Source organism: Microbacterium sp. 01T413_2, from assembly GCF_056398985.1.
The window spans coordinates 60,152-85,930 of record NZ_JBFTQL010000010.1; the positions used below are offsets into that span (position 1 = coordinate 60,152).

A 25,779-nucleotide genomic window follows, 5' to 3' on the forward strand; every position below is an offset into this window, starting at 1 on the left:
GTAGGGCGCAAAGTCCCATCCGTCTACTGCCAGAATCGCTTTTCTTCTGCCGGAGCGTGCGATAGTGTTTTCGGAAAGTCCGATGAAGGGAACCATGGCAGTCCACCTCGACCTGATCGCTTCGGAGGCCGGAGTCTCCGTTCCCACCGTCTCGAAGGTCCTGAATTCGCGCCCCGACGTCGCCCTCGCCACGCGGGAGCGCGTCACCGCGGTGCTCGAACGGCACGGCTATGCGATCCGCCCCCGAGCAACCACGGGTTTCCTGGATGTCCGCGTCGTCAGCCTCGACGGAGCATGGTCCGAGGCCGTCGTGCGCGGCGCGGTCGAGGCCGCACGAGCCCACGGCAAGGACGTCGTGCTCGCCGTGGAACCGTCACCCGACGACTGCGACGATTGGGTGCGGCACGCGCTGGCCCGGGGCACCGACGGGTTGTTGAGCGTCGTCGCCGTGCCGAGCGATGACGCACGTCGCGCTCTTGCCGAGGCCGGCGTCCCCCTCGTCGTGGTGGATCCGCTGCACCGTGCCCCCGAGGGCGCGCTGTCGATCGCCGCCACGAATTTCCAAGGCGCTTTCGACGCCGCACAGCATCTGCTGGCGCTCGGTCACCGGCGCATCGCGACGATCACGGGATCGCTCGACCAGGACAACGCGATCGCGCGCCTCGCGGGCTTCCAGGCAGCGATGCTGCAGGCCGGCCTCCGCGTCGACGACGACCTCGTCATTCGCGCGCATTACGGCATGGATCAAGGACTCGCCGCGACGAACACGCTGCTGGCGCTCGCCCAGCCGCCCACAGCGATCTTCGCCGCGAGCGACGACACCGCGATCGGGGCGATCCACGCCCTTCACGAGCAAGGGTTGCGCATCCCCGAGGACATCTCGGTGATCGGCTTCGACGATCTGCCGCCTGCGGGCTGGACGGATCCGCCGCTGACCACCATCCGCCAGCCACTAGCGCAGATGGGCGCTGCCGCCGTGGACGCACTCGTCCAGCTCCGACTCGGTCGAACCCCTGCAGCCCGCACGGAGCTGTCGACGACCCTGGTCGTACGATCCTCGACGGCCTCGCCCCGGGCAGATCAGGCCTGACCGAGGGGCCGGCTCGCCCTACCGACCCGACAGGGCCGGCCCACGGCACGGACGACGGAGGCCGCCGGGCGAACCCGACGGCCTCCGTTGATCGCACCGTGGCGGATCAGCCGAAGAAGGACTTCAGCAGATCCCACACCCAGCCGAAGACCGTGCCGATCACCTCGAGCACGCCGCCGTGGCCGTTGCCGCGGCTGACCTGCACGGCTGCGGTGGCCTGGTTGCCGTCGGCCTGCACGACCGCGAGGGTGTATTTTCCGGGCTGCGTGCTCTTCGGCACGACGGGTGCCGCCGAGAACGCACCGTCCACACCGACCACCGCCGTACCCAGTGCGACGACCTCGCCCTTCTTGCCGCGCAGCTCCAGCGTCACGGTCTGACCCGGGGTGAACTTCGCCCCACGGATCGCCACCGGACCGCCGGCCTGCACCTTGCCGTTGCCGGCGACCTCGACGGTCCCCTGGAACGGCCCGGTCTGACCTGCCACCGTGATCGGCAGGTCGACAACGGTGCCCGCGCCGGCGACCGCGACGTGCAGCGTCTGCGCGCCGTTGAGGCCCGCGGGGATCGCGAACGTCAGCGTGGCCTTGCCCGCCTCGTCATACGCGTCGAGCGTCATGGCCCCATCGACCGCGGACGTCGCGAGCGGCGAACCGCCGAGCGTGACCGTGACACCGCCCGGAGCCTGCTCCCCCGCGGTGAACGCGAGCGAGGTGAGGTTCAGGGTGACGCTCTCTCCCGGCTTGTAGCCGGCCGCATCCGTCGGAGCGGAGAGCACCGCACCGACCGCGCGCTGAGCGAGATCCGGGGTCGCGGTCTTGTTCGCGGCGAACCAGTCGACCATCGACTGCAGGTCCACCTTGCCGGTGTCCTTCTTGTCGGCGCCCTGCTGGAACGCCGTGAACGCGTCGCCGCCTGCCGCGAGGAAGGCGTTGGCCCCCACCGTGTAGGTCGCGGCCGCATCGATCGGTGCGCCGTTCACGAAGATGCCCGTGATGTGCGACCCCGCCGCAGCGGCCGGGTCGTACGTGTAGGTCAGCTCCTTGGAGACGCCGAGCTTGAGGAACGGACGCGCGGAACCCGCGGGCTGCCACTGCTGCTCGAGCACCTGCTTCACCTGGGCGCCGGTAAGCTTCACCGTCATCAGGGTGTTGGCGAACGGCTGCACCGTCGCCGCCTCCCGGTAACTGACGCTGCCGTCCGCATCCCCCGCGCCGTTGGACGCGTAGGTGAGGTTGGCGCGCAGACCACCCGGGTTCATCACCGCGAAGTCGGCTCCGGTGGACCACTTCTGCACGTCGGCGACGAAGTTGCCCAGGGTGGACTCGCCACCGCGATTCTCCGTCTTGCCGTCGCTCTGCCGTGCGCGGTTGAAGTCGGCGGTGATGTCGCCGAGCTTCACAGCACCCAGCTCGTCGGCCTTCTTCTTCGCCGCGTCGACGATCGCCTGCACCGCGGGGTCGGCCGGGTACTGCGGCACCTTGTTGACGGTGAGCGGCTTGATCTCGTTGGTGATCGAGAGCAGCTTCTTCGTGGCGGGGTCGACCTTGAGGTCCATCAGGCCCATGTTCTCGCCGTACTGGCCGGCGGAGACCACCGGGCGTCCGTCGATCACGTGGTTGTACGCGAGGTGCGTGTGCGCCGAGACGATCGCGTTCACGCTCTTGTCGACGCCGTTCACGATCTCGCCCAGACGCGACTCGGGCGTGATGCTGGCCACATCGGTGGTGGTCGCGCCCTCGTGCACGAGCAGGATGATCACATCGGCCTCGCCGTTGGACTCATCGCCGTCCTTCAGCGTGGCAGCCACCTGGTTCACGGAGGTGGCGATGTCGCGCACCTCGAGGCCCTTCATGCCGTCCGGCGAGACGAGGGTCGGCAGATCCTCGGTCACCGCGCCGATGAAGCCCACCTTGATGCCCTGCACGTCCTTCACCCACGCCGGGGTGAGGGCCGGCTTGCCGTCGGCGGTGAGGAACACGTTCGAGCTGAGGTACGTCCAGTCCGCACGCGGGATGACCCGGTCGCGGAGGTCGGCGTAGCCCTGGTCGAACTCGTGGTTGCCGGCCGCGCTCACGTCGAGACCGGCGGCGTTCAGCGCGTCGATCGTGGGGTTGTCCTGCTGGATGAACGACGTGAACGTGGAGGCGCCGATGAGGTCACCGGCAGCCGCGAAGATCGTGTTCGGGTTCTGCTTGCGGAACTGCTCGACCGCGCCCGCCACGACCGCGGCGCCGGCGGCGGCGCCGTCGGCCTCGATGCGTCCGTGGAAGTCGTTGATCGTCGCGATGTTGATGTCGACCGGATCCGCTGCGCCCTTGAGCCCGACGACGATCGGGTCGTGGTCGCTGGAGCGGTACGGCGTGCCCGCCTCGGTGGCGGCGAACGCGTAGCCGCGGTCGCTCCACTCCGGCGAGTTGATGTTCCACACGCCGGCGCCGGTGATGGCCTTCGCTGCGGACGGCGACGCGATCACGTGGTCGAGGGATCCGAGCTCACCGTCGAAGGAGTAGGTGTACTGCCCCGCCGCGTGCGTCGGCTCGACGTCGGTCCACCCGGCCTGGGTGAACACGTCGATCGGATCCTCCTTGCCATAGGCGTTGAAGTCTCCGACCAGGAACACATCGCCGCTGCCCGAGTCGTTCTGCACCTTCTGCGCGAAGGCCAGTTCGGCCTTGGCCTGCGCGACGCGGTCGGCGTTGAAGAAGCCCTGGCCGTCGGCCGGCTCCGGTCCCGCATTCTGCGGCGGGGACTTCGACTTCAGGTGCGTCGTGACGACCGAGAGCACGCGACCCTGGGCGGTCTGGAACGTCTGCGCGATCGGCTCGCGCGCGTTGCCGAACACGGTCTCATCGACGATGGTCGAGGCATCGCCCTTGAGCGTGACGGACGCCCTCTTGTAGATGATCGCGGTGGTGATCGCGTCGGTGATGGACGCGTCGTTCAGCGCCTGCGGCGTGCGGACGTAGTCCCACACGTCGGATCCGGCCGCGTCGTTGAGCCCCTGCACGAGGTTCTGCAGCGGCGCGTCGAGCGGGAGTCCGAACTTCGGCCCGTTCTCGACCTCCATGAGACCGACCACGTCGGCGCCCAGTCCGTTGATCGCCGAGACGATCTTCGAGCGCTGGATCTGGAACTGCGCCGCCGTCTTCGCGCCACGCGCGTCGGCGTTCTCGCTGGAGAGCGTCGTGAAGAAGTTGTAGACGTTGAACGACGCCACCTTCACGTCGCCGCCGGTCGCCGGCGGGGCGTCCGTGCGCGGGTTCTCGTTGCCGAACGTCGGCTTGTGCGAGGCGTCGCTCGTACCCGAGATCGGCACCACCGGCTGCAGCCGCCAGTCGTCGAAGCCGTACTGCAGGACCTCGCCCTCGGCGGGGAAGCTCACGGTGTCGCCGTTGCGCACGACCGTGTCCTTCGTGAAGTACGGCTGACCGCCGGTGTGTCCGCCCTTGCCGATCTGCGACGACCAGCCGTCGTCGAGCAGGATCCGGTTCGCGCGGTTGGCGGCGGTGATCGCGTCTGCTTCGGCACCGGGGCGAGCGAGCTCGGTCGCCTTGACGTTGAGCTTGTCACCGGCGTTGAGCCACAGCGTGCCGTAGTTGTACAGCTGGTGGCTGGACGCGAGCTTGTACGTACCGGTGGGCGCGACGAGCATGTTCTCGTACGCCTCACGGTCGGCGCCGCGCACGCTGTCGGGCAGCGCGACCGGCTGCGGCAGGCCCGCGCCGGCCGTCACCACGGAGATGTCGCCCACCGTGGCCGGGGTGATCTGCGTCTGGCCGAAGTACTCCGACACCTTGCCCGTCACCGAGACGAGGTCGCCGCGCGCCACGGACGGGGCGAGCGCGTTCAGGTAGACGAAGATGCCGTCCGAGGCGCCTGCCGTCTTGACGTCGCCACCGGTGCCGGCGGTCTGGATCGTGACGCCCTTGTAGCCGCCGGTGCGGTAGTCGCCGGTGACGACGCCCTGCACGGTGACGGTCTGGTCGACGAACGGCGAGGTGTCGCCGGTGCCCTGCACCTCGGCGATGGCCTTCGCCGCACCGGGAGCGGGGGTGTCCGTCGGGGTCGGGGTCGGCGTCGGCTCGGGGTCGGGACCCGGGTCGGTGCCGTTGTTCTTGGTGTTGGTCGGCGTAATCGACGCCGAGAGCGCGAAGTCGACGTTGTTCGCGTCGGTGTCCGCGCCCTGGGCGCGGTTGAGCGACTTCACGTCGGTGTTGCCCGCGGGAGCGGTCGCCGCGGCGCCCTCGAACGTGTTGGACGTGCCATAGCCGAGCAGGTCGATCACGTCGGCGCTGCCGACGACGGATCCGGTCGGGAGCGCGACCGCCGACGTGCCCTTGACGAGCGCGATCGTGCCCGCGGAGCCGCTGGGGTTCAGGCCGCCGGTCGCGTCGGGCGAGGGCAGCGCAGCGCCGTTGGCGCCGTTGCTGCCGCCCTGCACGAGGTAGTAGCCGTGCGCGGGGATGGATCCGGCGAGCGGGACGACGCCGTTGGCGTTGCCCGTGCCGCTCGCGGAGCGGTACTGCACGGAGGTGCCGTCGAGCGCGATCGCCGCGTCGGTGGGGTTGTAGAGCTCGACGAACTTGTTCGTGAACGCCGCGCCGGCGCTGCCGCCGGAGAGATACGCCTCGTTGATCACCACCCCGGTTCCGGAGGTGTCGGCGAAGGCCGGGAGCGCCACGAGGGCGCCGGCGCCGACGGCGCTGATGGTGGTGACGGCGAGCGCGCACAGGCGCACCCGCCTTCTGCGATTCACGGCGGGAACCACGCGGTTCTCGTCGGCAGGGACGTTCGTCAAGGTGCTGTCTCCTCGCGGGGTGGGGCGCCGGCCGCCTCGTGGGACCGCCGACGGCGCCGCCTGGGGACGGCGCATACGACCCGACCCTAAGCGAGGCTATGCATGGGCTTCAAGGACCTTAGGGGCGCGCTGAGAGGAGTTCACTGTCAGGACAACGGATCTTCACCGGATGGCGCGCGAAGGTGCAGGGCAGACGCGCTCCTTGCTCGTACGAGCGGGAGGTTCGCGGTCGTCTCTTTCGGAGATGTACGCCATCCTCGGACCGGATCCGGGAATCCCTCCGAGCGAAGCGCACATCTCCCACGCGAGGGGTCAGGCCGCGGCCCACGGTGGCGCGCCGGGACTCAACTCGCAGCAGAGTGCGGGACTCAGCCGCCGGCGGTGCCGTGCCGCTCGTCGAAGTCCTCGACCTCGCGCTCCCAGGCATCCTTCGCCAGTCGGTACCAGAGGTAGAACGCGAAACCGGCGAAGATCGCCCACTCGACGGCGTAGAAGATGTTCAGCCAGTTGACCGAGGAGTGCTCCTCCGGCGCCGGCGAGGAGATCGTGTCGAGTCCGCCGAGCGGGGTGGCGGAAGCGAGGTACGGCCGGTAGACGTTCAGCTCGGCGGTGTCGTGCCAGAACCCGAGCAGCGCGGCCGGCGACATCCGGTCCATGCGGGTCGGCTGATCCTGCGGCGGGGCCACGGGCCCCTCATCGGAGATGAGTCGACCGGTCACAGAGACGACGGATCCGTCGGCGGTCTGCTCCAGGCGCTGCACAGCGGCCTTGGCGGCCTTCTCATCGGGGGCCCAGCCGATCGCGACCGCCAGCGAGGTGGGCTCCGCGGTGCCGGCGATGCGCAGCTGCCCGGTCACCCAATAGCCCTCGGCACCGTCATTGAAACGCGAGGCGACGATGAGGAAGTCATCGGGGACCCAGGATCCGCTGGTCTCGGCGCGCTGACCCACCAGAGGTGCGTCCAGGTAGGCGCCCGGCTTCACGACCTGGTCGATCGGCAGCACCTTCTCGGTGGCCCCGGGCGGCGGCGGGTTCGTGTCGATGGCGCGGCCGAGCTGCCACTGGCCGAGCCAGGCGAACACGCCGGCCACCACGAGGCACAGCAGCAGCATGCCGATCCACCGGCCGCGCAGCATGACCTCGCGCAGGGTCGGCGGAAACTCCGGGGTCGGAACGGCGGAGTGCTGCGGAGAGGACACGGGACGGTTCAAGAACGGCGGACGTTCAGGACTCGTACGGGGAGAGCACGACCTCGACGCGCTGGAACTCCTTGAGGTCGGAGTAGCCCGTGGTCGCCATCGACTTGCGCAGGGCGCCGATGAGGTTGGCGGTGCCGTCTGCGACGGGGGCGGGACCGTACAGGATCTCCTCGAGCGTCGCGACGCCGTCGACCGCCACGCGCCGGCCGCGCGGCAGCTTCGGGTGGTGCGCCTCGGGACCCCAGTGGAAGCCCTGGCCGGGAGCGTCGGTGGCTCGCGCGAGCGCGACGCCGAGCATGACCGCGTCGGCGCCCATCGCGAGCGCCTTGACGATGTCGCCCGAGGTGCCCACGCCGCCGTCGGCGATCACGTGCACGTAGCGGCCGCCCGACTCATCGAGGTAGTCACGGCGCGCTGCGGCGACGTCGGAGACGGCCGTGGCCATCGGCGCGTGGATGCCCAGCGTGGCGCGGGTGGTGGAGGCCGCTCCCCCACCGAAGCCGACCAGCACGCCCGCCGCGCCGGTGCGCATGAGGTGCAGGGCCGCGGTGTAGGTGGCGGCACCGCCCACGATCACGGGGACATCGAGGTCGTAGATGAACTTCTTCAGGTTCAGCGGCTCGGCGACGCTCGACACGTGCTCGGCCGAGACGGTCGTGCCCCGGATGACGAACAGGTCGACGCCCGCCTCCACGACGGTCTGGTACAGCTCCTGGGTACGCTGCGGCGTGAGGGATCCGGCGACCGTGACCCCGGCCTCACGGATCTCGGCCAGACGCGCCTTGATCAGCTCGGGCTTGATCGGCTCGGCGTAGAGCTCCTGCATGCGCGAAGTGGCGGTGGCCTCGTCGAGACCGGCGATCTCGGTGAGCAGCGGCTGCGGATCCTCGTAGCGGGTCCACAGGCCCTCGAGGTCGAGCACACCCAGGCCGCCGAGCTGGCCCAGCATGATGGCCGTGCGAGGGCTGATCACCGAATCCATCGGGGCGCCGAGCACGGGGATCTCGAACGGGAACGCATCGATCGTCCACGCGGTGGAGACGTCCTCCGGGTTGCGGGTGCGCCGCGACGGCACCACCGCGATGTCGTCGAACGTGTATGCGCGACGCGCGCGCTTGCCTCGGCCGAGCTCGATCTCCTGAGTCACGACCCCAGCCTACCCGGGTTGCCTCTGCCGCCCTCAGCGGGTGCGCGCGACCCGGCGCTCGTCCCACACCGGCGCGTCCGACTCGTACACGCCGCCGTCCTCGCCGAACACGAGGAAGCGGTCGAACGAGCGCGCGAACCAGCGGTCGTGGGTGACCGCGACGACGGTGCCCTCGAACCTCGCGGTCGCGTCCTCGAGCGCCTCGGCCGACTCGAGGTCGAGGTTGTCCGTGGGCTCGTCGAGCAGGAGCAGGGTCGCACCGGACAGCTCGAGCAGCAGCACCTGGAACCGTGCCTGCTGCCCGCCGGAGAGCTGCGAGAACTCCTGCTGCGCCTGGCGCACCAGCCCGTAGCGGTCCAGGGCCGAGCTGGCCGCATCCCGGGGCATCCCCGCCCTGCGGTCGTCGCCGCGGTGCAGGATCTCGAGCAGCGTGCGTCCGGCGAACTCCGGATGCGCGTGGGTCTGCGCGAACAGCCCAGGCACGACGCGTGCGCCCAGCACCGCCGTGCCGGTGTGGGCGACCTCATCGAGCCGCTCCCCGGCGCTCGTGAGATGTCCGAGCGTCGCATCGGGATCGCTGCCGCCGCGGGCCAGCAGCCGCAGGAAGTGCGATTTCCCGGATCCATTCGAGCCCAGCACAGCCACACGGTCGCCGAACCAGAGCTCAGCATCGAAGGGCCGCATGAGACCGGTCAGCTCGAGGTCGGTGCACACGATCGCGCGCTTGCCCGTGCGCGCACCGCGCAGTCGCATGTCGAAGTCCTGCGCGGGCGGGCGCTCCTCGGGCGGACCCGCCTCCTCGAACTTGCGCAGTCTGGTCTGCGCGGCCTGATAGCGCGAGGCGAAGCCGTCGTTCGCGGACGCCTTGACCTTGAGGTTCGCGACGAGGGTCTTCAGCTTCTCGTGCTGCTCGTCCCAGCGCCGACGCAGCTCATCGAGCCGGTCCATCCGATCGATCCGTGCCTGATGGTAGGTGCCGAGCCCTCCGCCGTGCACCCACGCCGTGGCGCCCGCGCCGCCCGGCTCGAGGGTGACGATGCGATCGGCCGCCCTGGCGAGCAGCTCGCGGTCGTGCGACACGAGCAGCACCGTCTTCGGCGTCTCGCGCAACCGCTCCTCGAGCCAGCGCTTGCCCGGCACGTCGAGGTAGTTGTCCGGCTCGTCGAGCAGCAGCACATCATCCGGGCCGCGCAGCAGCGCCTCGAGCGCGAGCCGCTTCTGCTCGCCGCCGGAAAGCGTCGCGAGATCGCGGAACCGCGCCCGCTCGAACGGGACGCCGAGAGCGGCCACCGTGCACTGGTCCCAGACCGTCTCGTGCTCGTATCCCCCGGCGTCCGCGTATTCGGCGATCGCGGTCGCATACCGCATCTGCGTGGGCTCGGTGTCGTCCTCGATCAGGGCGTTCTCGGCGGACTCGAGCGCCTCGGCCGCCTCCCTGATGCGCGAGGGGGCGACCGCGATGAGCAGCTCATGCACCGTCTGCCCCTCCTGGCCGTGGCCCACGAACTGGTCCATCACGCCGAGGGATCCGTCGATCGTCACGACCCCGGCGTCCGGAGCCTGGTCGCCGCGGATGATCCGCAGGATCGTGGACTTGCCGGCGCCGTTCGGCCCGATCAGGGCGCTCGTGGATCCGGCGCCGACGCGGAACGAGGCCTCATCGAGCAGGGGGCGGCCGTCGGGCAGGGTGAGCGAGACGCCGGCGACATCGATGTACCCCACGGTGGTGGTCCTTTCGCCCGCGAGCTCTTGCGCGACAGCGAGCCCACCAGGCTATCAGGAACAGCGGCCGGCCGGATCCGGTGACGATGTGTGCGGTTGCAGGCGCGAGACGTGCAGGACCGCGCTACGCCTGCAGGGCTGAATCACCGGATTCGTCCTGCATGCGTCGCAGCATCGTGCATCCGTCGCAGCCGCACAGGGCCGCTGCCCCGCTGGCTACAGCCGGTGCTCGTTGCGCGGCAGCACCTCGAGCACATGCGGCAGCTTGTTGGGGAAGCACGCCCGGAACAGTTCGGTGATCTGCGGATCGGATCCATAGTCGTCCACGATCCGCAGTCCGATCATGGTGCTGATGAGCATGCCCTCGGCGAGGAAGCTGCGCGCCTCGTCGGCTTCGAGGCCCACCTCGTCCCGGAAGAAGCGCCAGACCCTCGCGAACCCCTGGCGGGCCGCAGCTCCGATGGCCGGATTGCTGCCGAGGAGATAGGCGTGCGCGAGCGTCTGGTGCAGACCCCGCACCTCGATGAGGTCGACGTAGGCCTCCCCGATGCGCTTGCCGACGGGCTGCTCGCCGCCCTCGTCGGACGCGGCGAGCGCCTCGCGGAAGACCGACAGCAGGCGGTCGAGCGAGAACTCGATCGTCGCGAGGAAGAGGTTCTCCTTGGATCCGAACAGGCGCACGACATAGGGCTGACTGACGCCCGCGGCGCGCGCGACCTGGTCGGTCGTGGCCCCCTCGTAGCCGCGCGAGCCGAAGACCGTCAGCGCGGCGAGGATGATCTGCGCGCGCCGCTCCGGAGAGGAGAGACGGCGGCCGGAGTCGTCGCCGTGGGCGGTGTCCGTGGGCGCTGCGGATGTCATGCCGAAAGGTTATCAGCGAATGACTTGACTTTGTAATCATTCGATTACTACATTGACTCAAGCGCTAGTAATCATTCAATTACAACTGGAGCTTCCCATGACCGTTCCCTCGCCCGCCCCGGCCGCTCGCCGGAGCCGCAACACCCTCGCGCCCCGGCCATCGCGCCCGGTCGCGCTCGTCATCGCCGCCGCCTCCCTGCCGATGTTCATGGCGACCCTCGACAACCTCGTCATGACCAATGCCCTCCCCGTGCTGCACCGCGAGATGGGCGCCACGATCGAGCAACTGCAGTGGTTCGTGAACGCGTACACGCTGGCCTTCGCCGGCGCGATCCTCGTCGCCTCCGCGCTCGGCGACCGGTTCGGCCGCCGCACCGTGTTCGCCCTCGGCATCGCTCTGTTCGGGGCCGGCTCGCTGTTCGCGGCGCTCAGCACAGACCCGGGCCAGCTCATCGCCGCCCGCGCGGTGCAGGGGCTGGGTGCGGCCGCCGTCATGCCGCTGTCGCTCGCCCTCCTCACCGGCGCGGTGCCCGCCGCCCGCCGCCCGCTCGCGATCGGCATCTGGGGCGGTGTCTCCGGGCTCGGCGTCGCCGTCGGTCCGCTCATCGGCGGTGCCATCATGGAGGGCTGGAACTGGCAGGCGATCTTCTGGATCAACGTGCCCATCGCCGTGATCGCGATCCCGCTGGCTCTGATGGTGCTCGCCAACGACTTCGGCGCCCGCGTGCGCATCGACGTGCCGGGCGCGGTGCTCGCCGCCGGCGGCGTGCTGGCCCTCGTGCACGCGATCGTGCGCGGCAACGACGACGGCTGGGACACGATCGGCGTGATCGCCGAGCTGGCTCTGGGCGGCGCGCTCCTGATCGCGTTCCTCGCCTGGCAGCTGCGTTCGGCCGCGCCGCTCATGCCGCTGCGGCTGTTCCGCGACCGGTCGTTCTCGATCACGAACGTCGTCGGCTTCGCGTTCAGCTTCGGCACCTTCGGATCCGTGTTCATCCTGATCCAGTTCCTGCAGGTCGTGCAGGGTGCGACCCCGCTCGATGCCGCCGTGCAGACGACGCCGTGGACGCTCGCGCCGATGATCGTGGCGCCGCTCGCGGGCCTGATCGCGCCGCGCGTGGGCACGAGGGTGCTGCTCGTCACCGGCCTGCTGCTGCAAGGCGTCGCCCTGGGCTGGCTGGCCGCCCAGCTCGCCACAGACGTGCCCTACGCCGCTCTCGTCGCGCCCTTCGTCCTCGCCGGCATCGGCATGGGCCTCGTCTTCGCCCCCTCGGCGACGGCACTGCTCGCCACGCTCGGCCTGATCGACCACGCGAAGGCGTCGGGAGTGAACTCCACGCTCCGCGAGCTGGGCGTCGCCCTTGGCACCGCCGTGATGACGGCGATCTTCGTGGGCGCCGGCGGCCAGCTGCTGCCCGACCACTACGTCGACGCCGCTCGCCCCGCCGTGTTCACCGGCGCCGCGGTACTGCTGGTCGCCGCCGTCATCGCGCTCTGGCTGCCGGCTGGGCGCGGCGGGCACGCGGAGGATGGGATCGACGTCGAGGCGGAGGCCGCCATTCCGGAGGCTCTCGCCGCGGGTCGCTGAGCCCCCCTGCTCGCTGGTCGCGGATTGCGGTTCTGCGGCAGGGATGACCGCAATACGCGACCAGCGAGCAGGGCCAGGTGGACGACGAAGGCCCGGATCCGATTTCAGGATCCGGGCCTTCGGAGATCTCAGCGCTTGTAGTTCGGCGCCTCGACCACGATCTGCACGTCGTGCGGGTGCGACTCCTTGAGCCCGGCCGCCGTGATGCGCACGAACTTGCCGCGCGTCTTGAGCTCCTCGATCGTGCGCGCGCCGACGTAGAACATCGACTGGCGCAGGCCGCCGACCAGCTGGTACGCGACGGCGGACAGCGGGCCGCGGTAGGGAACCTGGCCCTCGATGCCCTCGGGGATGAGCTTGTCGTCGCTGGGCACGTCGGCCTGGAAGTAGCGGTCCTTCGAGTAGGACGTCTGCTTGCCGCGGGTCTGCATCGCGCCGAGCGAGCCCATTCCGCGGTACAGCTTGAACTGCTTGCCGCCCTGGAACACGATCTCGCCCGGGGACTCCTCGGTACCGGCGAGCAGGGATCCGAGCATCACGGCGTCGGCACCGGCGACGAGCGCCTTGGCGATGTCGCCGGAGTACTGCAGGCCGCCGTCTGCGATGACCGGGATGCCGGCCGGGCGCGCGGCGAGCGACGCCTCGTACACGGCCGTTACCTGCGGCACGCCCACACCGGCGACGATGCGGGTGGTGCAGATCGAGCCAGGGCCGACGCCGACCTTGACGGCGTCCACTCCGGCGTCGACGAGCGCCTGCGCGCCCTCGCGGGTCGCGACGTTGCCGCCGATGATGTCGATGTGCGCGAAGGACGGATCCGCCTTGAGTCGCTTGACGAGGTCGATCACGCCCTGCGACTGGCCGTTGGCGGTGTCGACGACGAGCACGTCCACACCCTTGTCGCGCAGCGCCTCGGCGCGCTCCCAGGCGTCGCCGAAAAAGCCGATCGCAGCGCCGACGCGCAGCCGGCCCTGGTCGTCCTTGGTGGCGAGCGGGTACTTCTCGCTCTTGTCGAAGTCCTTGATGGTGATGAGGCCGGCGAGCTTGCCGTCCTCGTCGATGAGCGGCAGCTTCTCGACGCGGTGCTTCGCGAAGAGCGCGATGACCTGTGCGGCCTCGACGCCGACGGGCGCGGTCACGAGGTTCTCGCTCGTCATCACGTCGCGCGCGAGCGTGGTCTGCTTGGCGGATCCGGAGACGAAGCGCATGTCGCGGTTCGTGACGATGCCGACCAGGCGGCCGTCGGGGTCGACCACGGGCAGACCCGAGATGCGGTACTTCGCGCACATCGCGTCGACCTCTGCGATCGTCGCGTCGGGGGTCGTGGTGATCGGATCCGTGATCATGCCGGACTCGCTGCGCTTGACGCGGTCGACCTGCGCGGCCTGATCGGCGATGGAGAGGTTGCGGTGCAGGATGCCCAGGCCGCCCTCGCGTGCCATGGCGATCGCCATGCGCGCCTCGGTCACGGTGTCCATCGCACTGGAGAGCAGAGGTGTGGCGACCGAGATCCGGCGCGTCACACGCGAGGAGGTGTCCGCCTCGCTCGGGATCACGTCCGTGTGCCCGGGCAGGAGCAGGACGTCATCGTAGGTCAATCCGACAAAACCGAACGGGTCGTGCTGCTCCATGGGTTGCGGGGCTCCTCTTCTGCGCGCGTGTATCGATTCTAAGTGCCGCGTGGGGTGCGGTATTCCCAGGAACGGACTCGTGGAGTGGACGCTCAGGGGCGCTCATCCGCGGCGCATGCGAGCGGCCGCCGTCACAGGGGGATGACGGCGGCCGCGGGGCGAAGAGGAGAACGAGGCCGATACCGGTCCCGCCGCCAGATCAGGCCGTGATCGTCGCGGTGCCCGTGCCGCCGAGAACCTCGGCGGTGATGGCGCCACCCACCGGCGCGACGTTGTTGAACGTCACCTTGACCTGCGCGGTCGTCGACGCCGTCACCTGGAAGATGACCGGCCCGCCGGCCGCAGGGTCTCCGCTGACGAAGCTCAGGCCGGACAGGCCCGAGTACGAGGCGGCCGTCGCGCCGTTCGCGAACGTGAAGGTGACGAGGGTGCCGGCCTTGAGGGAGCCGTCGACGTAGTTCGCGCCGTCGGTGTACTGGCCCTGGATCTTGAAGTTCGGGTTCGTGCCGACCTTCGGGTTCGCCGTCGCGGTCACTTCGGCGTAGTTCGCCACGGGCGCCGTCTCACTGGCGGCCGCGAGTGGCGTCGCCACCGCCGCGGCGATGACCGGCAGCGACCACGCGGCACCCTTGACGATGGCGCGGCGGGGTACCTGGCGTGCGGGAAGGGTATCGGGCATGACTGCTCCAGTTCTGTCTGCGTCCGTCGGGGCGGAGGCGGTGAGACCGCTCCCCGCGGGTGTCGGGGGCGGTGGTCCTCCGTCATCCAACCCGCGGATCCTCCCTCGGGAGCACCGAGCGCTCCACCCCGTCGACCCGCGTGCGAAGCCGGTCGTGTCAGGTATGACAGCGGCCTGGCAGGCCGGATCGTGCCGCCGCACGCAGGCGTGCAGGCGACGGCAGGTTCTCGGCCGCCATCGCCCTCGCCAGACTCGACCCGTTGCTCAGGCCGACCTGCACGGCGATGGCGTCGATCGTCTGCGGCGGCCGACCCTCCTCCTGCAGCAGGGCCACGGCGGCGGCCACACGGATGCGCCGGATCTCCTGTCGGATCGTCCGGCCCGACGACTGGAACTCGCGCTCCAGCTGGCGCAGCGACACGTTCACCTCGGCCGCCACCTCCGCGGGGCTGAGCCCCGCGTCCGCATGACGTTGCCGCAGGATCGCGGCGGCGCGCTGATGGATGGAGGGCACGGTCCCAGGCCCGGCGCCGACGGTCGCCCGCCGGATCACCACCAGGAGCATGTCGCGCAGGATCTGCGAGAAGCGCCCGCGCGAGAGCACATCGATCTCATCGTCGCCGTGCAGGGTGTGCACGAACGCTCCGATGGGCCGGAGCAATGCTGCGTCCTCGATGGGGATCGCCGCATTCCTCGGCAGCGAGAACTGCGGGATCTCGTCCAGGGGCATGCCGATGCCGATCACCTCACCGGAGGATGAGGACGACATGCGCACCGAGGCCGTTCCGGTCACCACGATCCCCTGGCCATCGCGGATCACCTGCCGGCCGTCGCGGGTGGGGATCTCGACGGATCCCCCGCGCACCAGGAACAGTCTCAGGCGTCCGGCAGCGACACCGGAGGCGCGGTCAGAGCCGGCGTCGTGCTCATGGACCGAGATGGTCACCGCGCCGAACACCAGGTGCTTCGGCGGCGCGGACGCGGCCGGAGTCCTCGCCTCACGGAGAGCCCGCGTGCTCGTGACGCTCGGCCGATCTCGGACGCTGCCCAGCCGGGCGACGACGTCCCCCGACGGAAGTTGCTGAACCAGCACGCTTGCCTCCCCATGGCTCCCCACGAGCCGTTCCGATATGCGGCGAGCCTTTCGGGCATCCGCACCTCGACTCGCCACAGAGGAAGGAGTCGGCGACCGGGAGGAGGTGACGCGCGCGTCGATCACAAGCGGGTCGCACGCACTCGGCGCAGGGAGGCGGACGCGGCCACAGCGAGGCCTGGGGTGCACGCGGGGCCGGCCCTGTGGGCCACTGGGGCCGGGAGCTCAGCGGCCCTGCTCGCTGCGCCATCGTCGCGCAGACCCGGATCTAAAGGACGCGGATCCCGCAGACGCCGATCCGGCAGACGCGGGATCCAGCAGACCCGGATCCGGTCGACCCCGATTCAGAAGGCGGCCGCCGCGAGTCGGTCAGGGCACGGGGATCGTGTCGGTGCCTGGGTGCGACGCCTCGACTGTTCCTCGGCCGGATCGGATCCGGCGGGCGGCGAGCGCGAGGTCGATCAGGAACACGGCGATCGCAACCCAGACGATCGCGAAGCCGATCCACCGCTCGGTCGGCATCGGCTCGTGCATGACGAGCACGCCGACCAGGAACTGCATGATCGGGGTGATGAACTGGATCATGCCGATCACGGTCAGCCCGATCCTGCGGGTGCCCGCGGCGAACAGCAGCAGCGGCACGGCGGTGGCGATGCCCGCGAAAGCGAGCAGGCTCGCATGGAGCGGGCCGTTCGCGCCCATCGTGATGCCGGTGGTGAGTCCCACGGCGATCAGCTGTACGACAGCGACCGGCAGCAGCCAGAACGACTCCAGGGTGAGACCGCTCACGGCGTCGACCGAGGGACCGATCTTCTTCTTGACGAGTCCGTAGATGCCGAACGAGGCGGTCAGCGAGAGCGCGATCCATGGGAAGGTGCCGTGGGCGAAGACGATCACCAGTACCGCGACGGTCGCGATACCGATCGCGACCCACTGCAGCCGGCGCAGCTTCTCCTTGAGCACGAACACGCCCAGCAGCATGGTGCCGATCGGGTTGATGAAATAGCCGAGGCTGGTCTCGACGATCTCGCCGTTCAGGGTGGCGAGGACGAACACCTGCCAGTTGATGTAGATCAGCACCCCGGCGAGCGCCGTCAGCGCCAGCAGTCGCGGCTGCCGGACGATCGTCATCAGCGGCTTCCAGCCTCGGGTGATCGCCAGCAGGATGAGGCAGAACACGAACGAGAGCGCGACCCGCCAGGCCACCAGTTCCCAAGGGCCCGTCGGCGCGAGCAGCAGGAAGTACAGCGGCAGCACGCCCCACAGCAGATACGCGCCGATCGCGGAGGCGACGCCCACGGTCTGGGCGCTGCGGGGGGTGGTGGTCACCGATCCACCTTATTGCCGCGCGGCGAGGAGGCAGGCCGCTGTGCGAGATGGATGGCCCTCGGATCCCGATCGGGTCCGTGACACGACGAAGGCCCGGATGCGCAGGGCATCCGGGCCTTCGAAACGTCAGTGGACGCTCAGCGCACCACGACGGCGAGCACGTCGCGCGCGGACAGCACGAGGAACTCGTCGCCGCCGAACTTCACCTCGGTGCCGCCGTACTTGCTGTAGAGCACGCGGTCGCCGACGTTGACGTCGAGCGGGACGCGGTTGCCGTTGTCATCGATGCGGCCGGGGCCCACGGCCACGACCTCGCCCTCCTGGGGCTTCTCCTTGGCGGTGTCAGGGATGACCAGGCCACTCGCGGTGGTCTGCTCGGCCTCGACCTGCTTGATGACGATGCGGTCCTCGAGCGGCTTGATGGAAACCGACACGGTCTACCTCTTTCTTGACGGTTCAAGACTGATTAGCACCCTCAGCCTGAGAGTGCTAACGACAGTCTAGGCACATCGCTGGCACTCATGCAATCAGAGTGCCAACCTGCCCCTGCCGTCCGCCCCCGCGCCGAGAGCACACGCACTCGCCGACTGCACTGCGTGTTGGCGCGAAGAACGTGTGCCCTCGCCGACAGCGCGTGCACTCGACGGGCCGGTCCGCGCATGGCGGACGGATAGCCTGGACCGCGTGGATATGAGCGAACTGCGAACCCTGCTGACGCCCGAGGCGCTGCGGGCGATCGACGAGCTCGGCGAGATCGGATCCACGGATGCGGCCGCCCGCGCGGTCATGCGCCTGCGGGCGGAGGGACACTCGCCCGAGTTCGTGTCCGCCGTGGTCGGCCAGGCGCGACTGCGCACGAAGGGGGCGGCGAAGTTCGGCGAGTTCGCGGACCGGATGCTGTTCACGCGCGCCGGCCTGGAGCAGGCGACCAGGCTCGCGGTCGCCGCGCGTCATGCCGGCCGGATGCGCGCCGCCGGGATCGCGCACGTGTCCGATCTCGGGTGCGGCATCGGCGGCGACGCGCTCGCCTTCGCCGGCGCGGGACTGCGGGTCACGGCCGTGGATGCCGACGAGGTCACGGCCGCGCTGGCGGCGTACAACCTGGCGCCGTTCGGATCCGACGCCGAGGTGCGGCACGGGTTCGCGGAGGATCACGCGCCCTCGACCGCTGGAGACGGCGTTTCGTCTCGGTCGCCTTCGGCGTCCTCGCTCAACGACCCCGGAGGGGCGACCGAGGCGGTGTGGCTGGATCCGGCACGGCGCAGCGCGGGGCATTCCGAGACCCGTCGCGTCTCCGCAGACGACTACTCCCCCTCGCTGGACTGGGCATTCGCGCTCGCCGCGCGCATCCCCACCGGAATCAAGCTCGGGCCCGCCCATGACCGGGACACGATCCCCACCGACGTCGAGGCGCAGTGGGTGAGCGCGGATGGTGACGTCGTCGAGCTGGTGCTGTGGTCGGGCGAACTGGCGCGCGGAGGTGTTCGGCGAGCTGCGCTCGTGATGCGCGGCGACCGCGCGCACGAGCTGACCGCCCCTGCCGACACGGAGGACGCCGAGGTGCGGGAGCTCGGCGCCTATGTGCACGAGCCCGACGGCGCCGTGATCCGCGCCCGCCTGATCGGCGACCTGGCGCGCAGCCTCGACGCGGGCATGCTGGATCCGCACATCGCGTATCTGACCTCCGATGCTCCTGCCGACAGCCCGTTCGCCGCATCGTTCCGGGTGCGCGAAGTGCTGCCGATGAACCCGAAGGCGATCGGATCCGCCCTCAAGAAGTCGGGCATCGGACGCCTGGAGATCAAGAAGCGCGGCGTGGACGTGGATCCGGCCGCGTTCCGCAAGAAGCTGAACCTGCGCGGCTCCGCGGAGGCGACCCTGATCCTCGTGCGCATCGGCGACAGGCGGCATGCGATCCTCGCGGACCGGGTCTGAGAGCCGTCATGGCGCCGTGAGGAGTCCCTCGACCCCGACATCGGCGTTCTCCGTGATGATGAGATACGGCACGGCGTACACGGCGAAGCGCATCTCGATGATCGCGGAGGGCCGGTCCCGCGTCGCGGCCAGCTCTAGCCTGACCACCGTCCCGCGGGGATCCACAGGCTCGGTGAAACTGAGAACCTTCGACGAGCCGTCATACGTGCTGCCATCCGATCCGCACGCCCGCTGCGTTTCGGGGGCCTCGACGATCAGGCATTGGGATGTTCCGCTGTCCGCGTAGCCGCGCCAGATCGTCAGCCCCCGCCAGCGCCCGACGATGGACAGCCCCTCGAGCTGCTGCTCGGCCGAGATCCTCGCCGTCGCCGCGATCTCCGCGTCGCTCATCCCCTGGTTCATCGTCCGCGACTCGGCCTCCCAGCGCTGGATGGCCCCGCCGGGGAACCCTCGTCCCGCGAGGAACACGACCCCTCCGTAGCCGACCTGCACGTTGCGGCCCGAAGCCGGAGCAACGGTCGTGTTCACCTGAAGGGAGTACGGATTCTTCTTGAGGTCCTCGATCCGCTGGCACTGCCGCTCCATCGGCAACCCCGGCACGTCCAGCGCGGCGCAGCGCAGTTGTCCACCCACCTCCGTCCAGGTCCACAACAGGGCATCCGCCTGCCGATCGAGCAGCAGTACGCTCCCGGGGTCGTACTTCGCGTCGTGGAGGAGCGTGTCCCGCCGCTCAGCCTCGCCGGACCGGAGGGCGAGCCCCACGTCGGGCGGGCGCGGGATGGCCCAGCCGATCAGCAGACCGACGAGGATCAACGCCGCCGCTGTGCCGATGAGGTAGCGAGGGCGCTTCCCGCGGCCGGTGGCGAACCAGGCGACTACCCGTTCACGAGCTGTCCCGAACGGCCGACTCCGTCCCGTTCCACCGACGATCACGCCGGATCCGTCAGCGAGACGGGACATCGTCGGCGGATCGGGCGCGAGCGGTGGGGAGCCTTCGTCTCGGTGCGCTCGCCCCGGAACAGGTTGGGCGCCTGACGTGGGGAGCGTCCCTTCGGCAGGCTCCGGGCCCGGCGCGGCGGCATCCGCGCGCCGCAGCTCCGTCAGCTGCGCGGCCTCGGCCGGACTCAGGCCGGATCCGTCCCGGCCGAAGGCACGGCGCTCCAGCTCGCGACGTTCCTCGCCCGGTTCCGGATCCGCCATGGCGCTATCCGAACCAGCCGAACCGGTAGGCGGCCCAGAGCAGCCATCCCGCGCTGTACAGCGTTGCCACGCTCCCGAGCACGAGCGCCCAGACCGCCAGGGCACGACTCTCCTCCGGCCGGCGCAGCGACATGATCGCGGCGATCACCGAGACGATCGCGACCGGGATCCCCCAGCCGACGAACAGCGAGGCGAACAGAGCCACGATCGCGGACAGCAGCGCCCATGGCGCCAGCCGCGGCTCGGCGGGCGCTGGCGTCGGGGCCTCGGTCCCGTCCGTGGGGTGCCACTCCTCGTGTGCCACCGTCGCGCCGTCCCGGTCGAGCTCGAGATCCTCGATCTCGACCCCGCCGTCCAGCTGCGGCCCGCTCTCCACCCCCACGGGCACGGGAGCCGTCGGCAGCCGGGTGTAGCGCTGCGGATCCTTCCCGTCCGTGGTCGCCATCATCAGACCTCGGCGCCCACGCGGACGCGAGCGTCCGCCGCTGCGGAGGAGTCCTCTGCGACCTGGATCTCGGTCACCGGCAGCGTCGAATCGGCGCCGAACGCGAGCGTGGAGGGGCGCCGGCCGGAGGCGATCAGCTCCGCCGCGAGCCCGGCGATCATGGCGCCGTTGTCGGTGCAGAGCGACAGCGGCGGAATCCGCACCGTCACTCCCGCCTCCGCTGCACGGGCGAGCGCGACGTCGCGCAGCCGGCGGTTCGCGATGACGCCGCCGCCGAGCAGCAGCCGAGGCACGCCGCGGTCGGCGCAGGCCGCCAGCGCCTTTGTCACGAGCACGTCGACCACGGCCTCGCGGAAGCTCGCGGCGACGTCTGCCACGGGGATCGGGTTGCCCGCGGCCTCCTCCCGCTCGATCCAGCGGGCGACCGCGGTCTTCAGCCCGGAGAAGGAGAAGTCGTAGCGGTGCTTGTCCAGATCCGACGCACGCGACAGCCCTCGCGGGAACCGGATCGCGGCGGGATCCCCGTCCACCGCCGCACGGTCGATCTCCGGCCCTCCGGGATACGGCAGGCCGAGGATGCGGGCGACCTTGTCGAACGCCTCGCCGGCGGCGTCGTCGACGGTCTCGCCGAGCAGTTCGACGTCGGTGGTGAGGTCGCGCACGTGCAGGAGCGAGGTGTGCCCGCCCGAGACGAGCAGCGCGATCGTGGGGTACTCCAGGGGCACGGAGTCGGGTGTGAGGATGTCAGCGGCGATGTGCCCGACGAGGTGGTTCACGGCGTACAGCGGCTTGCCGAGCGACACCGCCAGACCCTTCGCCGCACCGATGCCGACCATGAGTGCGCCCGCGAGTCCTGGCCCGCTGGTCACTGCGATTGCGTCGAGGTCTTCCAGTCGCACCTGCGCCTCGGCGAGGGCCCGCTCGATCGCCGGCTGCATCTCCTCGAGGTGCGCCCTGGCCGCGACCTCGGGCACGACACCGCCGTAGCGGGCGTGCTCGTCCATGCTCGACGAGATCGTGTTGGACAGCAGGGTCCGGCCGCGGACGATCCCGATCCCGGTCTCGTCGCAGCTCGTCTCGATCCCGAGCACGAGGGGCTGGTCAGTCATCGGATCCCTTCCCGCGCAGGTCGAGCTTCATGATCACGGCATCCACGTCGTCGGGCTGGTAGTAGCCGGCCCGCCGGCCGATCTCGGCGAACCCCTCCGAGAGGTACAGCCCCTGGGCGACCGGGTTGTCGGCGCGCACCTCGAGGAACACCTCGCGTGCGCCGCGCTCCGCCGCTTCTGCGAGCAGCGCCCGCAGCAGCGCTCTGCCGCGGCCGGATCCGCGGTGCTCGGCATCGAGGGCGATGGTCTGGATGTCGCTGTCGGCGGATCCGCGCAGTGCGCGCACACCCCCGTAACCGACCACGTGCTCGCCCTCGGCCTGCTCTGCGCCGTTCTCCACGTCGACGAAGTAGCGGCCGTGCGGGCTCGCGAGTTCAGCCGCCATCAGCTCGACGCTCCACGCGTCGGTCGGGAACGAGCGCCGTTCGATGAGCATGATCTCATCGAGGTCGGCCGTCGTCGCGGCGCGGATCACGACCCCACCCGCTTCGGCGCCGAGGGCACGCGGGCGTCCGGAGCGCGCAGGTAGAGCGGCTCGGATCCGGTCAGGGTGCGTCCGGCGGCGACCGCGCGGCGGGCGACACGCGCGACGGCAGCTCCCGAGATCGCGGCGACCTCGAAGCGACGCAGCGCCCCCAGCTTGCGATCGACGTCGCCCTGCGGCACGAGCACCGTGTCGACCACGGCGTGCGGGATGCCGTCCACGTCGATCCCCTCGTACACGGTCACCGCGGTCTCGCGGCGGCGGGCGTCGGTGAGGATCGCGAAGGGGTGCTGCGGCGGATGCTCGCCCTCGATCACGGCGAGCGCGGCGGCGTGGTGGCTGGGCACGGCGATCACCGGAATGCCTCGCCCGAGCGCGAATGCGCGTGCGGCGGCGATGCCTATCCGCAGCCCCGTGAACGGACCGGGCCCCATGCCCGCGGCGACATGCGTGAGCGGATCCGGCACCTCCTCGGAACCCTCTGCCGGCGCGGCCGCGAGCACCTGCTCCAGCAGGGAACCGATCGCCTCGGCGTGACCGAGATGTCCCGCCTGCGCCACATCGGCGAGGGTGCGCCCATCGCGACCGATCAGGCCGACGGCCGAGCCGAGTGAGGTGTCCACGCCGAGAATCACCCTTCCAGGGTAGCCGCCGTGGCCGCCGACCGGTCCTTGCGCGCGGTCCGTCCCCGATCCCTCGGTCAGTGCGTGGAGACCCCGGCTCGCTCCCAGCGGTCGCCACCGCGGTCCTGCGCGAGGACGGCGGCATCGCCCGCAACGGCCGCCAGCGCATCGAAGTCGTACTCCGCGGCGGCCGCGCCGGCCCAGCCCACGCTTGCCGACACGCGCACGGACGCGCGAGGCCCGGAGTCCTCGATCGTCGAGACCCGCTGCAGCAGCGCCCGCAGTTCGCGCCGCACCGCGTCCTCACCACCGGGCAGCAGGGCCAGCGCGCGCACGTCCGAGACCCGCTCGACGTCGGCTGCGGCGGGCAGCGCGTCGAGCACGTGCGCGTGGAATGCCTCCACGATGCTGGCGAACACGGCCGGGCCCGAGGCCTCCGCCAGGTCTGCGGGATCGTCCAAGCGGATGTCCAGTAGCGACCACGCCGGCTCCTGCGCCTGCTGAGCACGGGCGAGGCGCGCCCGCAGCGCTGCGCTGGTGGCGGTGCCGTCCGCACTGTTGCGTCCGCCACCGCGCAGCAGTGCCTCGCCGCGGGCGAGGAGCACGATCGTGATCGCGGCGCACTGGCTGGTCAGCAGGATTCCGACGCCGTTGATGTCGCGCAGCATGCGCAGCTCGTCGCCGGGAGAGGATCCGACGCCCGCGAGTCCGGCGATGACGCCGAACACCGCCACCACGACGAACGCCGACGACACCAGCGCCAGCGGCAGCACCACGTCACGGGCGCTGATCCGCAGCCGGAACAGCTCCCACGCCGCGAGACCGGCGAACACCGCTGCCGCTGTGAACACCACACGAAACATCGTCGGGTACACGGCGGTGGTGCTGGTCGCCGTCAGCAGCGCCGGCGCGACCACGACGAACGCCACTGCGGCCGGCCAGAGCGGGCGCTTTCCCGCATAGGCGCGTATGCCGAGCCACAGCAGCGGTTCGAAGCACACGATCAGCCCCGAAGACAGCGCGCGCAGCGGCGCGCTGTCGAACTGGTTCGCGGCCACCCACACGTAGGTCGCGAGCATGGCGACGCCGAATCCGACCGACCACGTGATGGTGGCCCTGCTCGGGCGCGGCATGAGAGCCAGCCCGAACACCAGCGCGGCGGACAACGTCACCAGCGCCACCAGCGTGACGGAGGTGTTCACGGTGATGCCGATGGGGGCGGTGAGCGTGATCATGCGTCGTTCCTCTCGGGACGCCGAGGCAGGAGCACGCGCATGCGCGTGCCCTCGCCGAGCCTGCTGCTGACGTCGATGGTGCCGTGATGCGCGGTCACGATGTCGCGCACCGCCACGAGGCCCAGGCCCGTCCCCGGCACCCCGCTGTGCTCTGCCCGCTCGCCGCGGAAGTACGGCTGGAAGAGCTGCTCCACGTCGGCGGGGACCATGCCGGATCCGGTGTCCGCGACGATGAGCTCCGCGCGTGCGTCGTCGGCCACGCCCAGCGAGAGCAGGATGGAGCCGCCGGGCGCGGTGTACTTGACGGCGTTGCTGAGCAGGTTGTCGATCACCTGCCGCAGCCGGAACGCGTCGCCGTAGATGAGCAGGGTCGGCTCCCCCGTCACCTCGACCCGCAGCCGGTTCGCCGTGGCGGTCGGCAGGAACGACGACACCGAGGCCTGCACCAGGGGGTGCAGATCGACCGGTTCCGACAGCACCCGATGGCGAGGACGGGAGGCGTCCAACGCCGTCGTGACCAGATCCTGCATCCGCTCGGCGGCCCCTGCGACCACGCCCAGCTGGTCGGCCGCTCGTGCCGGCAGATCCTCGCGCTCGAGCAGCAGATCGACGTGGCCCACGATCGCCGTGAGCGGGTTGCGCAGCTCGTGCGTGAGGATCGCAGACAGCAGCCGGCGCTCCTCGGCCGCCGCGAGCCGAGCGGTGACGTCGTCGATCTTGACCAGCACGACGGCGCCCTGATCGGCGTCGCTGGCGATCGGCTGCGTATCGACCTCGAGCGCCCGCCACTCGCCGTCGGTGCCGTACAGCCACACCCGCTCGCCGGCGAGGTGCTCGCCACGTGCGGCCCGGGCCATCACCGTCCGTTCCACGGGGACGGGCTCCCCCTCCCGGTCGTCGTACTCCACCGCGAGCGCGGGCAGTGCGAGGCCGTCGGCGTCCAGGCCGTACAGGCGCCGGTAGGCGTCGTTCACCTTCAGGATCGCGCCGTCCTCGCCGACCGCGGCGAGCGCCGTGTCCAGCGCGTCGATGATCTGGGTCACCCGGCGCTCGTGCGTCTCGGCCCGCCGCGCCACCCGGTCGATCTGCTCGGACCGACGCCGCAGCAGGCGCCGGGAGGCGCGCGAGCGCTGCACCCCGATCCGGATCGTGGTGCCGAGGAACCCGAGAGCGAACGCCGTGATGAGCACCCGTAGCACCACATCCGAGATCAGGCCGGTCTGGTTCGCGACGGTGAACAGGAAGGCAGTGATCAGGGCGATGCCGCCGAACACGGCGATCATCGAGTAGTACGTGGCGATCCACGTGATGGGGATCACCCAGAGGAAACCGAGCCGGATGTCCGGGGCCTGCGTCGTGAGGCCGATGGCGCAGATGTCGATCATCGGGACGAGGAGGATCCCCGCGGGCGGGATGCGGTCCCACGGCACCACCAGCACCGCTGCCGTGGTCAGCACGGACAGCGCGAGGCCGGCAGTGAACAGCGGGGTCGCGAACACGGTGGGCTTGAGGGCCGCGACCAGCACCGCGACCGCGACCGTGGTGCTGACGAAGATGAGCTGCCAACGCCAGATCGACGCCCTGCGGGACATGCCGATCCTCTCTCCG

At 70.5% G+C, this 25,779-nt stretch carries 20 protein-coding genes; 3 read left to right on the forward strand and 17 right to left on the reverse strand.

The genetic code is table 11. The features are described from left to right. Positions 1 to 94: 94 nt before the first annotated feature. Positions 95 to 1,090, forward strand: coding sequence for a LacI family DNA-binding transcriptional regulator (locus AC1DMN_RS07825; RefSeq protein WP_477229590.1), 996 nt, complete (start codon positions 95 to 97; stop codon positions 1,088 to 1,090). 106 nt (positions 1,091 to 1,196) lie between these two features. Here the strand turns inward: AC1DMN_RS07825 and AC1DMN_RS07830 are convergent, their stop codons facing one another. The 5 genes from AC1DMN_RS07830 to AC1DMN_RS07850 form a co-directional block, all read right to left on the reverse strand. Beyond that, entirely contained in the window at positions 1,197 to 5,891 is a 4,695-nt protein-coding gene (locus tag AC1DMN_RS07830) for an ExeM/NucH family extracellular endonuclease (protein ID WP_477229591.1), read from the reverse strand. Positions 5,892 to 6,259: 368 nt separating this feature from the next. After that, positions 6,260 to 7,027 (reverse strand): SURF1 family protein, encoded by a 768-nt coding sequence (locus AC1DMN_RS07835; protein ID WP_477229713.1) that lies wholly within the window; start codon positions 7,025 to 7,027, stop codon positions 6,260 to 6,262. 88 nt (positions 7,028 to 7,115) lie between these two features. Then, on the reverse strand, positions 7,116 to 8,237 hold the full coding sequence (locus tag AC1DMN_RS07840; protein WP_477229592.1) for a GuaB3 family IMP dehydrogenase-related protein: 1,122 nt from the start codon (positions 8,235 to 8,237) through the stop codon (positions 7,116 to 7,118). Positions 8,238 to 8,270: 33 nt separating this feature from the next. Beyond that, positions 8,271 to 9,959 carry an ABC-F family ATP-binding cassette domain-containing protein gene (locus AC1DMN_RS07845; RefSeq protein WP_477229593.1) on the reverse strand — a complete coding sequence of 563 codons (1,689 nt, stop codon included), beginning with the start codon at positions 9,957 to 9,959 and terminating at the stop codon, positions 8,271 to 8,273. Between the two features lie 216 nt (positions 9,960 to 10,175). After that, the gene (locus AC1DMN_RS07850) at positions 10,176 to 10,820 is read right to left on the reverse strand and encodes a TetR/AcrR family transcriptional regulator (RefSeq protein ID WP_441977730.1); all 645 of its coding nucleotides are present in this window, start codon (positions 10,818 to 10,820) and stop codon (positions 10,176 to 10,178) included. 97 nt (positions 10,821 to 10,917) lie between these two features. Here AC1DMN_RS07850 and AC1DMN_RS07855 point away from each other — a divergent pair, with 97 nt between their 5' ends. Further along, positions 10,918 to 12,408, forward strand: coding sequence for a DHA2 family efflux MFS transporter permease subunit (locus AC1DMN_RS07855; RefSeq protein ID WP_477229594.1), 1,491 nt, complete (start codon positions 10,918 to 10,920; stop codon positions 12,406 to 12,408). Positions 12,409 to 12,536: 128 nt separating this feature from the next. Here the strand turns inward: AC1DMN_RS07855 and guaB are convergent, their stop codons facing one another. From guaB to groES, 5 genes are all read right to left on the reverse strand, one after another. After that, positions 12,537 to 14,039: an IMP dehydrogenase gene (gene guaB / locus AC1DMN_RS07860; RefSeq protein ID WP_441977732.1), complete on the reverse strand. Its 1,503-nt coding sequence runs from the start codon at positions 14,037 to 14,039 to the stop codon at positions 12,537 to 12,539. A 199-nt stretch (positions 14,040 to 14,238) separates the two neighbouring features. Beyond that, positions 14,239 to 14,718, reverse strand: coding sequence for a hypothetical protein (locus AC1DMN_RS07865; protein WP_440733929.1), 480 nt, complete (start codon positions 14,716 to 14,718; stop codon positions 14,239 to 14,241). A gap of 157 nt (positions 14,719 to 14,875) precedes the next feature. Continuing rightward, positions 14,876 to 15,811, reverse strand: a complete 936-nt coding sequence (locus AC1DMN_RS07870; protein ID WP_477229595.1) for a helix-turn-helix domain-containing protein — start codon at positions 15,809 to 15,811, stop codon at positions 14,876 to 14,878. Positions 15,812 to 16,180: 369 nt separating this feature from the next. Next, entirely contained in the window at positions 16,181 to 17,140 is a 960-nt protein-coding gene (rarD, locus tag AC1DMN_RS07875; RefSeq protein ID WP_477229596.1) for an EamA family transporter RarD, read from the reverse strand. 137 nt (positions 17,141 to 17,277) lie between these two features. Continuing rightward, entirely contained in the window at positions 17,278 to 17,574 is a 297-nt protein-coding gene (gene groES, locus AC1DMN_RS07880) for a co-chaperone GroES (protein WP_440733932.1), read from the reverse strand. A 250-nt stretch (positions 17,575 to 17,824) separates the two neighbouring features. Here groES and AC1DMN_RS07885 point away from each other — a divergent pair, with 250 nt between their 5' ends. Continuing rightward, the gene (locus AC1DMN_RS07885) at positions 17,825 to 19,075 is read left to right on the forward strand and encodes a class I SAM-dependent methyltransferase (protein WP_477229597.1); all 1,251 of its coding nucleotides are present in this window, start codon (positions 17,825 to 17,827) and stop codon (positions 19,073 to 19,075) included. A gap of 6 nt (positions 19,076 to 19,081) precedes the next feature. Here AC1DMN_RS07885 and AC1DMN_RS07890 read toward each other — a convergent pair whose 3' ends face one another. The 7 genes from AC1DMN_RS07890 to AC1DMN_RS07920 all read right to left on the reverse strand — a co-directional run bounded on the left by AC1DMN_RS07890 (position 19,082) and on the right by AC1DMN_RS07920 (position 25,763). After that, positions 19,082 to 20,275 (reverse strand): hypothetical protein, encoded by a 1,194-nt coding sequence (locus AC1DMN_RS07890; RefSeq protein WP_477229598.1) that lies wholly within the window; start codon positions 20,273 to 20,275, stop codon positions 19,082 to 19,084. 4 nt (positions 20,276 to 20,279) lie between these two features. Then, entirely contained in the window at positions 20,280 to 20,723 is a 444-nt protein-coding gene (locus AC1DMN_RS07895; protein WP_440733935.1) for a hypothetical protein, read from the reverse strand. Then, positions 20,723 to 21,829, reverse strand: coding sequence for a tRNA (adenosine(37)-N6)-threonylcarbamoyltransferase complex transferase subunit TsaD (gene tsaD, locus AC1DMN_RS07900; RefSeq protein WP_441977736.1), 1,107 nt, complete (start codon positions 21,827 to 21,829; stop codon positions 20,723 to 20,725). The genes AC1DMN_RS07895 and tsaD overlap by 1 nt, the downstream gene beginning before the upstream one ends. Beyond that, a complete protein-coding gene (rimI, locus tag AC1DMN_RS07905) occupies positions 21,822 to 22,265 on the reverse strand; it encodes a ribosomal protein S18-alanine N-acetyltransferase (RefSeq protein ID WP_441977770.1) in 444 nt (147 codons plus the stop codon). The genes tsaD and rimI overlap by 8 nt, the downstream gene beginning before the upstream one ends. Before the next feature lie 35 nt (positions 22,266 to 22,300). Further along, entirely contained in the window at positions 22,301 to 22,948 is a 648-nt protein-coding gene (gene tsaB / locus AC1DMN_RS07910; RefSeq protein ID WP_441977737.1) for a tRNA (adenosine(37)-N6)-threonylcarbamoyltransferase complex dimerization subunit type 1 TsaB, read from the reverse strand. A 65-nt stretch (positions 22,949 to 23,013) separates the two neighbouring features. After that, positions 23,014 to 24,171, reverse strand: a complete 1,158-nt coding sequence (locus tag AC1DMN_RS07915) for a hypothetical protein (RefSeq protein WP_477229600.1) — start codon at positions 24,169 to 24,171, stop codon at positions 23,014 to 23,016. Next, on the reverse strand, positions 24,168 to 25,763 hold the full coding sequence (locus tag AC1DMN_RS07920; RefSeq protein ID WP_477229601.1) for a sensor histidine kinase: 1,596 nt from the start codon (positions 25,761 to 25,763) through the stop codon (positions 24,168 to 24,170). Before AC1DMN_RS07920 ends, AC1DMN_RS07915 begins: the two co-directional genes overlap by 4 nt. Positions 25,764 to 25,779 lie beyond the last annotated feature (16 nt).

Excerpts from the sequence above, each read along its gene's own strand:
- AC1DMN_RS07825 (WP_477229590.1), top strand. The coding sequence starts at position 95 with ATGGCAGTCCACCTCGACCTGATCGCTTCGGAGGCCGGAGTCTCCGTT.
- AC1DMN_RS07835 (WP_477229713.1), bottom strand. The coding sequence starts at position 7,027 with ATGCTGCGCGGCCGGTGGATCGGCATGCTGCTGCTGTGCCTCGTGGTG.
- AC1DMN_RS07850 (WP_441977730.1), bottom strand. The coding sequence starts at position 10,820 with ATGACATCCGCAGCGCCCACGGACACCGCCCACGGCGACGACTCCGGC.
- AC1DMN_RS07855 (WP_477229594.1), top strand. The coding sequence starts at position 10,918 with ATGACCGTTCCCTCGCCCGCCCCGGCCGCTCGCCGGAGCCGCAACACC.
- guaB (WP_441977732.1), bottom strand. The coding sequence starts at position 14,039 with ATGGAGCAGCACGACCCGTTCGGTTTTGTCGGATTGACCTACGATGAC.
- AC1DMN_RS07865 (WP_440733929.1), bottom strand. The coding sequence starts at position 14,718 with ATGCCCGATACCCTTCCCGCACGCCAGGTACCCCGCCGCGCCATCGTC.
- AC1DMN_RS07890 (WP_477229598.1), bottom strand. The coding sequence starts at position 20,275 with ATGGCGGATCCGGAACCGGGCGAGGAACGTCGCGAGCTGGAGCGCCGT.
- AC1DMN_RS07895 (WP_440733935.1), bottom strand. The coding sequence starts at position 20,723 with ATGATGGCGACCACGGACGGGAAGGATCCGCAGCGCTACACCCGGCTG.
- tsaD (WP_441977736.1), bottom strand. The coding sequence starts at position 21,829 with ATGACTGACCAGCCCCTCGTGCTCGGGATCGAGACGAGCTGCGACGAG.
- rimI (WP_441977770.1), bottom strand. The coding sequence starts at position 22,265 with ATGCTCATCGAACGGCGCTCGTTCCCGACCGACGCGTGGAGCGTCGAG.
- AC1DMN_RS07915 (WP_477229600.1), bottom strand. The coding sequence starts at position 24,171 with ATGATCACGCTCACCGCCCCCATCGGCATCACCGTGAACACCTCCGTC.
- AC1DMN_RS07920 (WP_477229601.1), bottom strand. The coding sequence starts at position 25,763 with ATGTCCCGCAGGGCGTCGATCTGGCGTTGGCAGCTCATCTTCGTCAGC.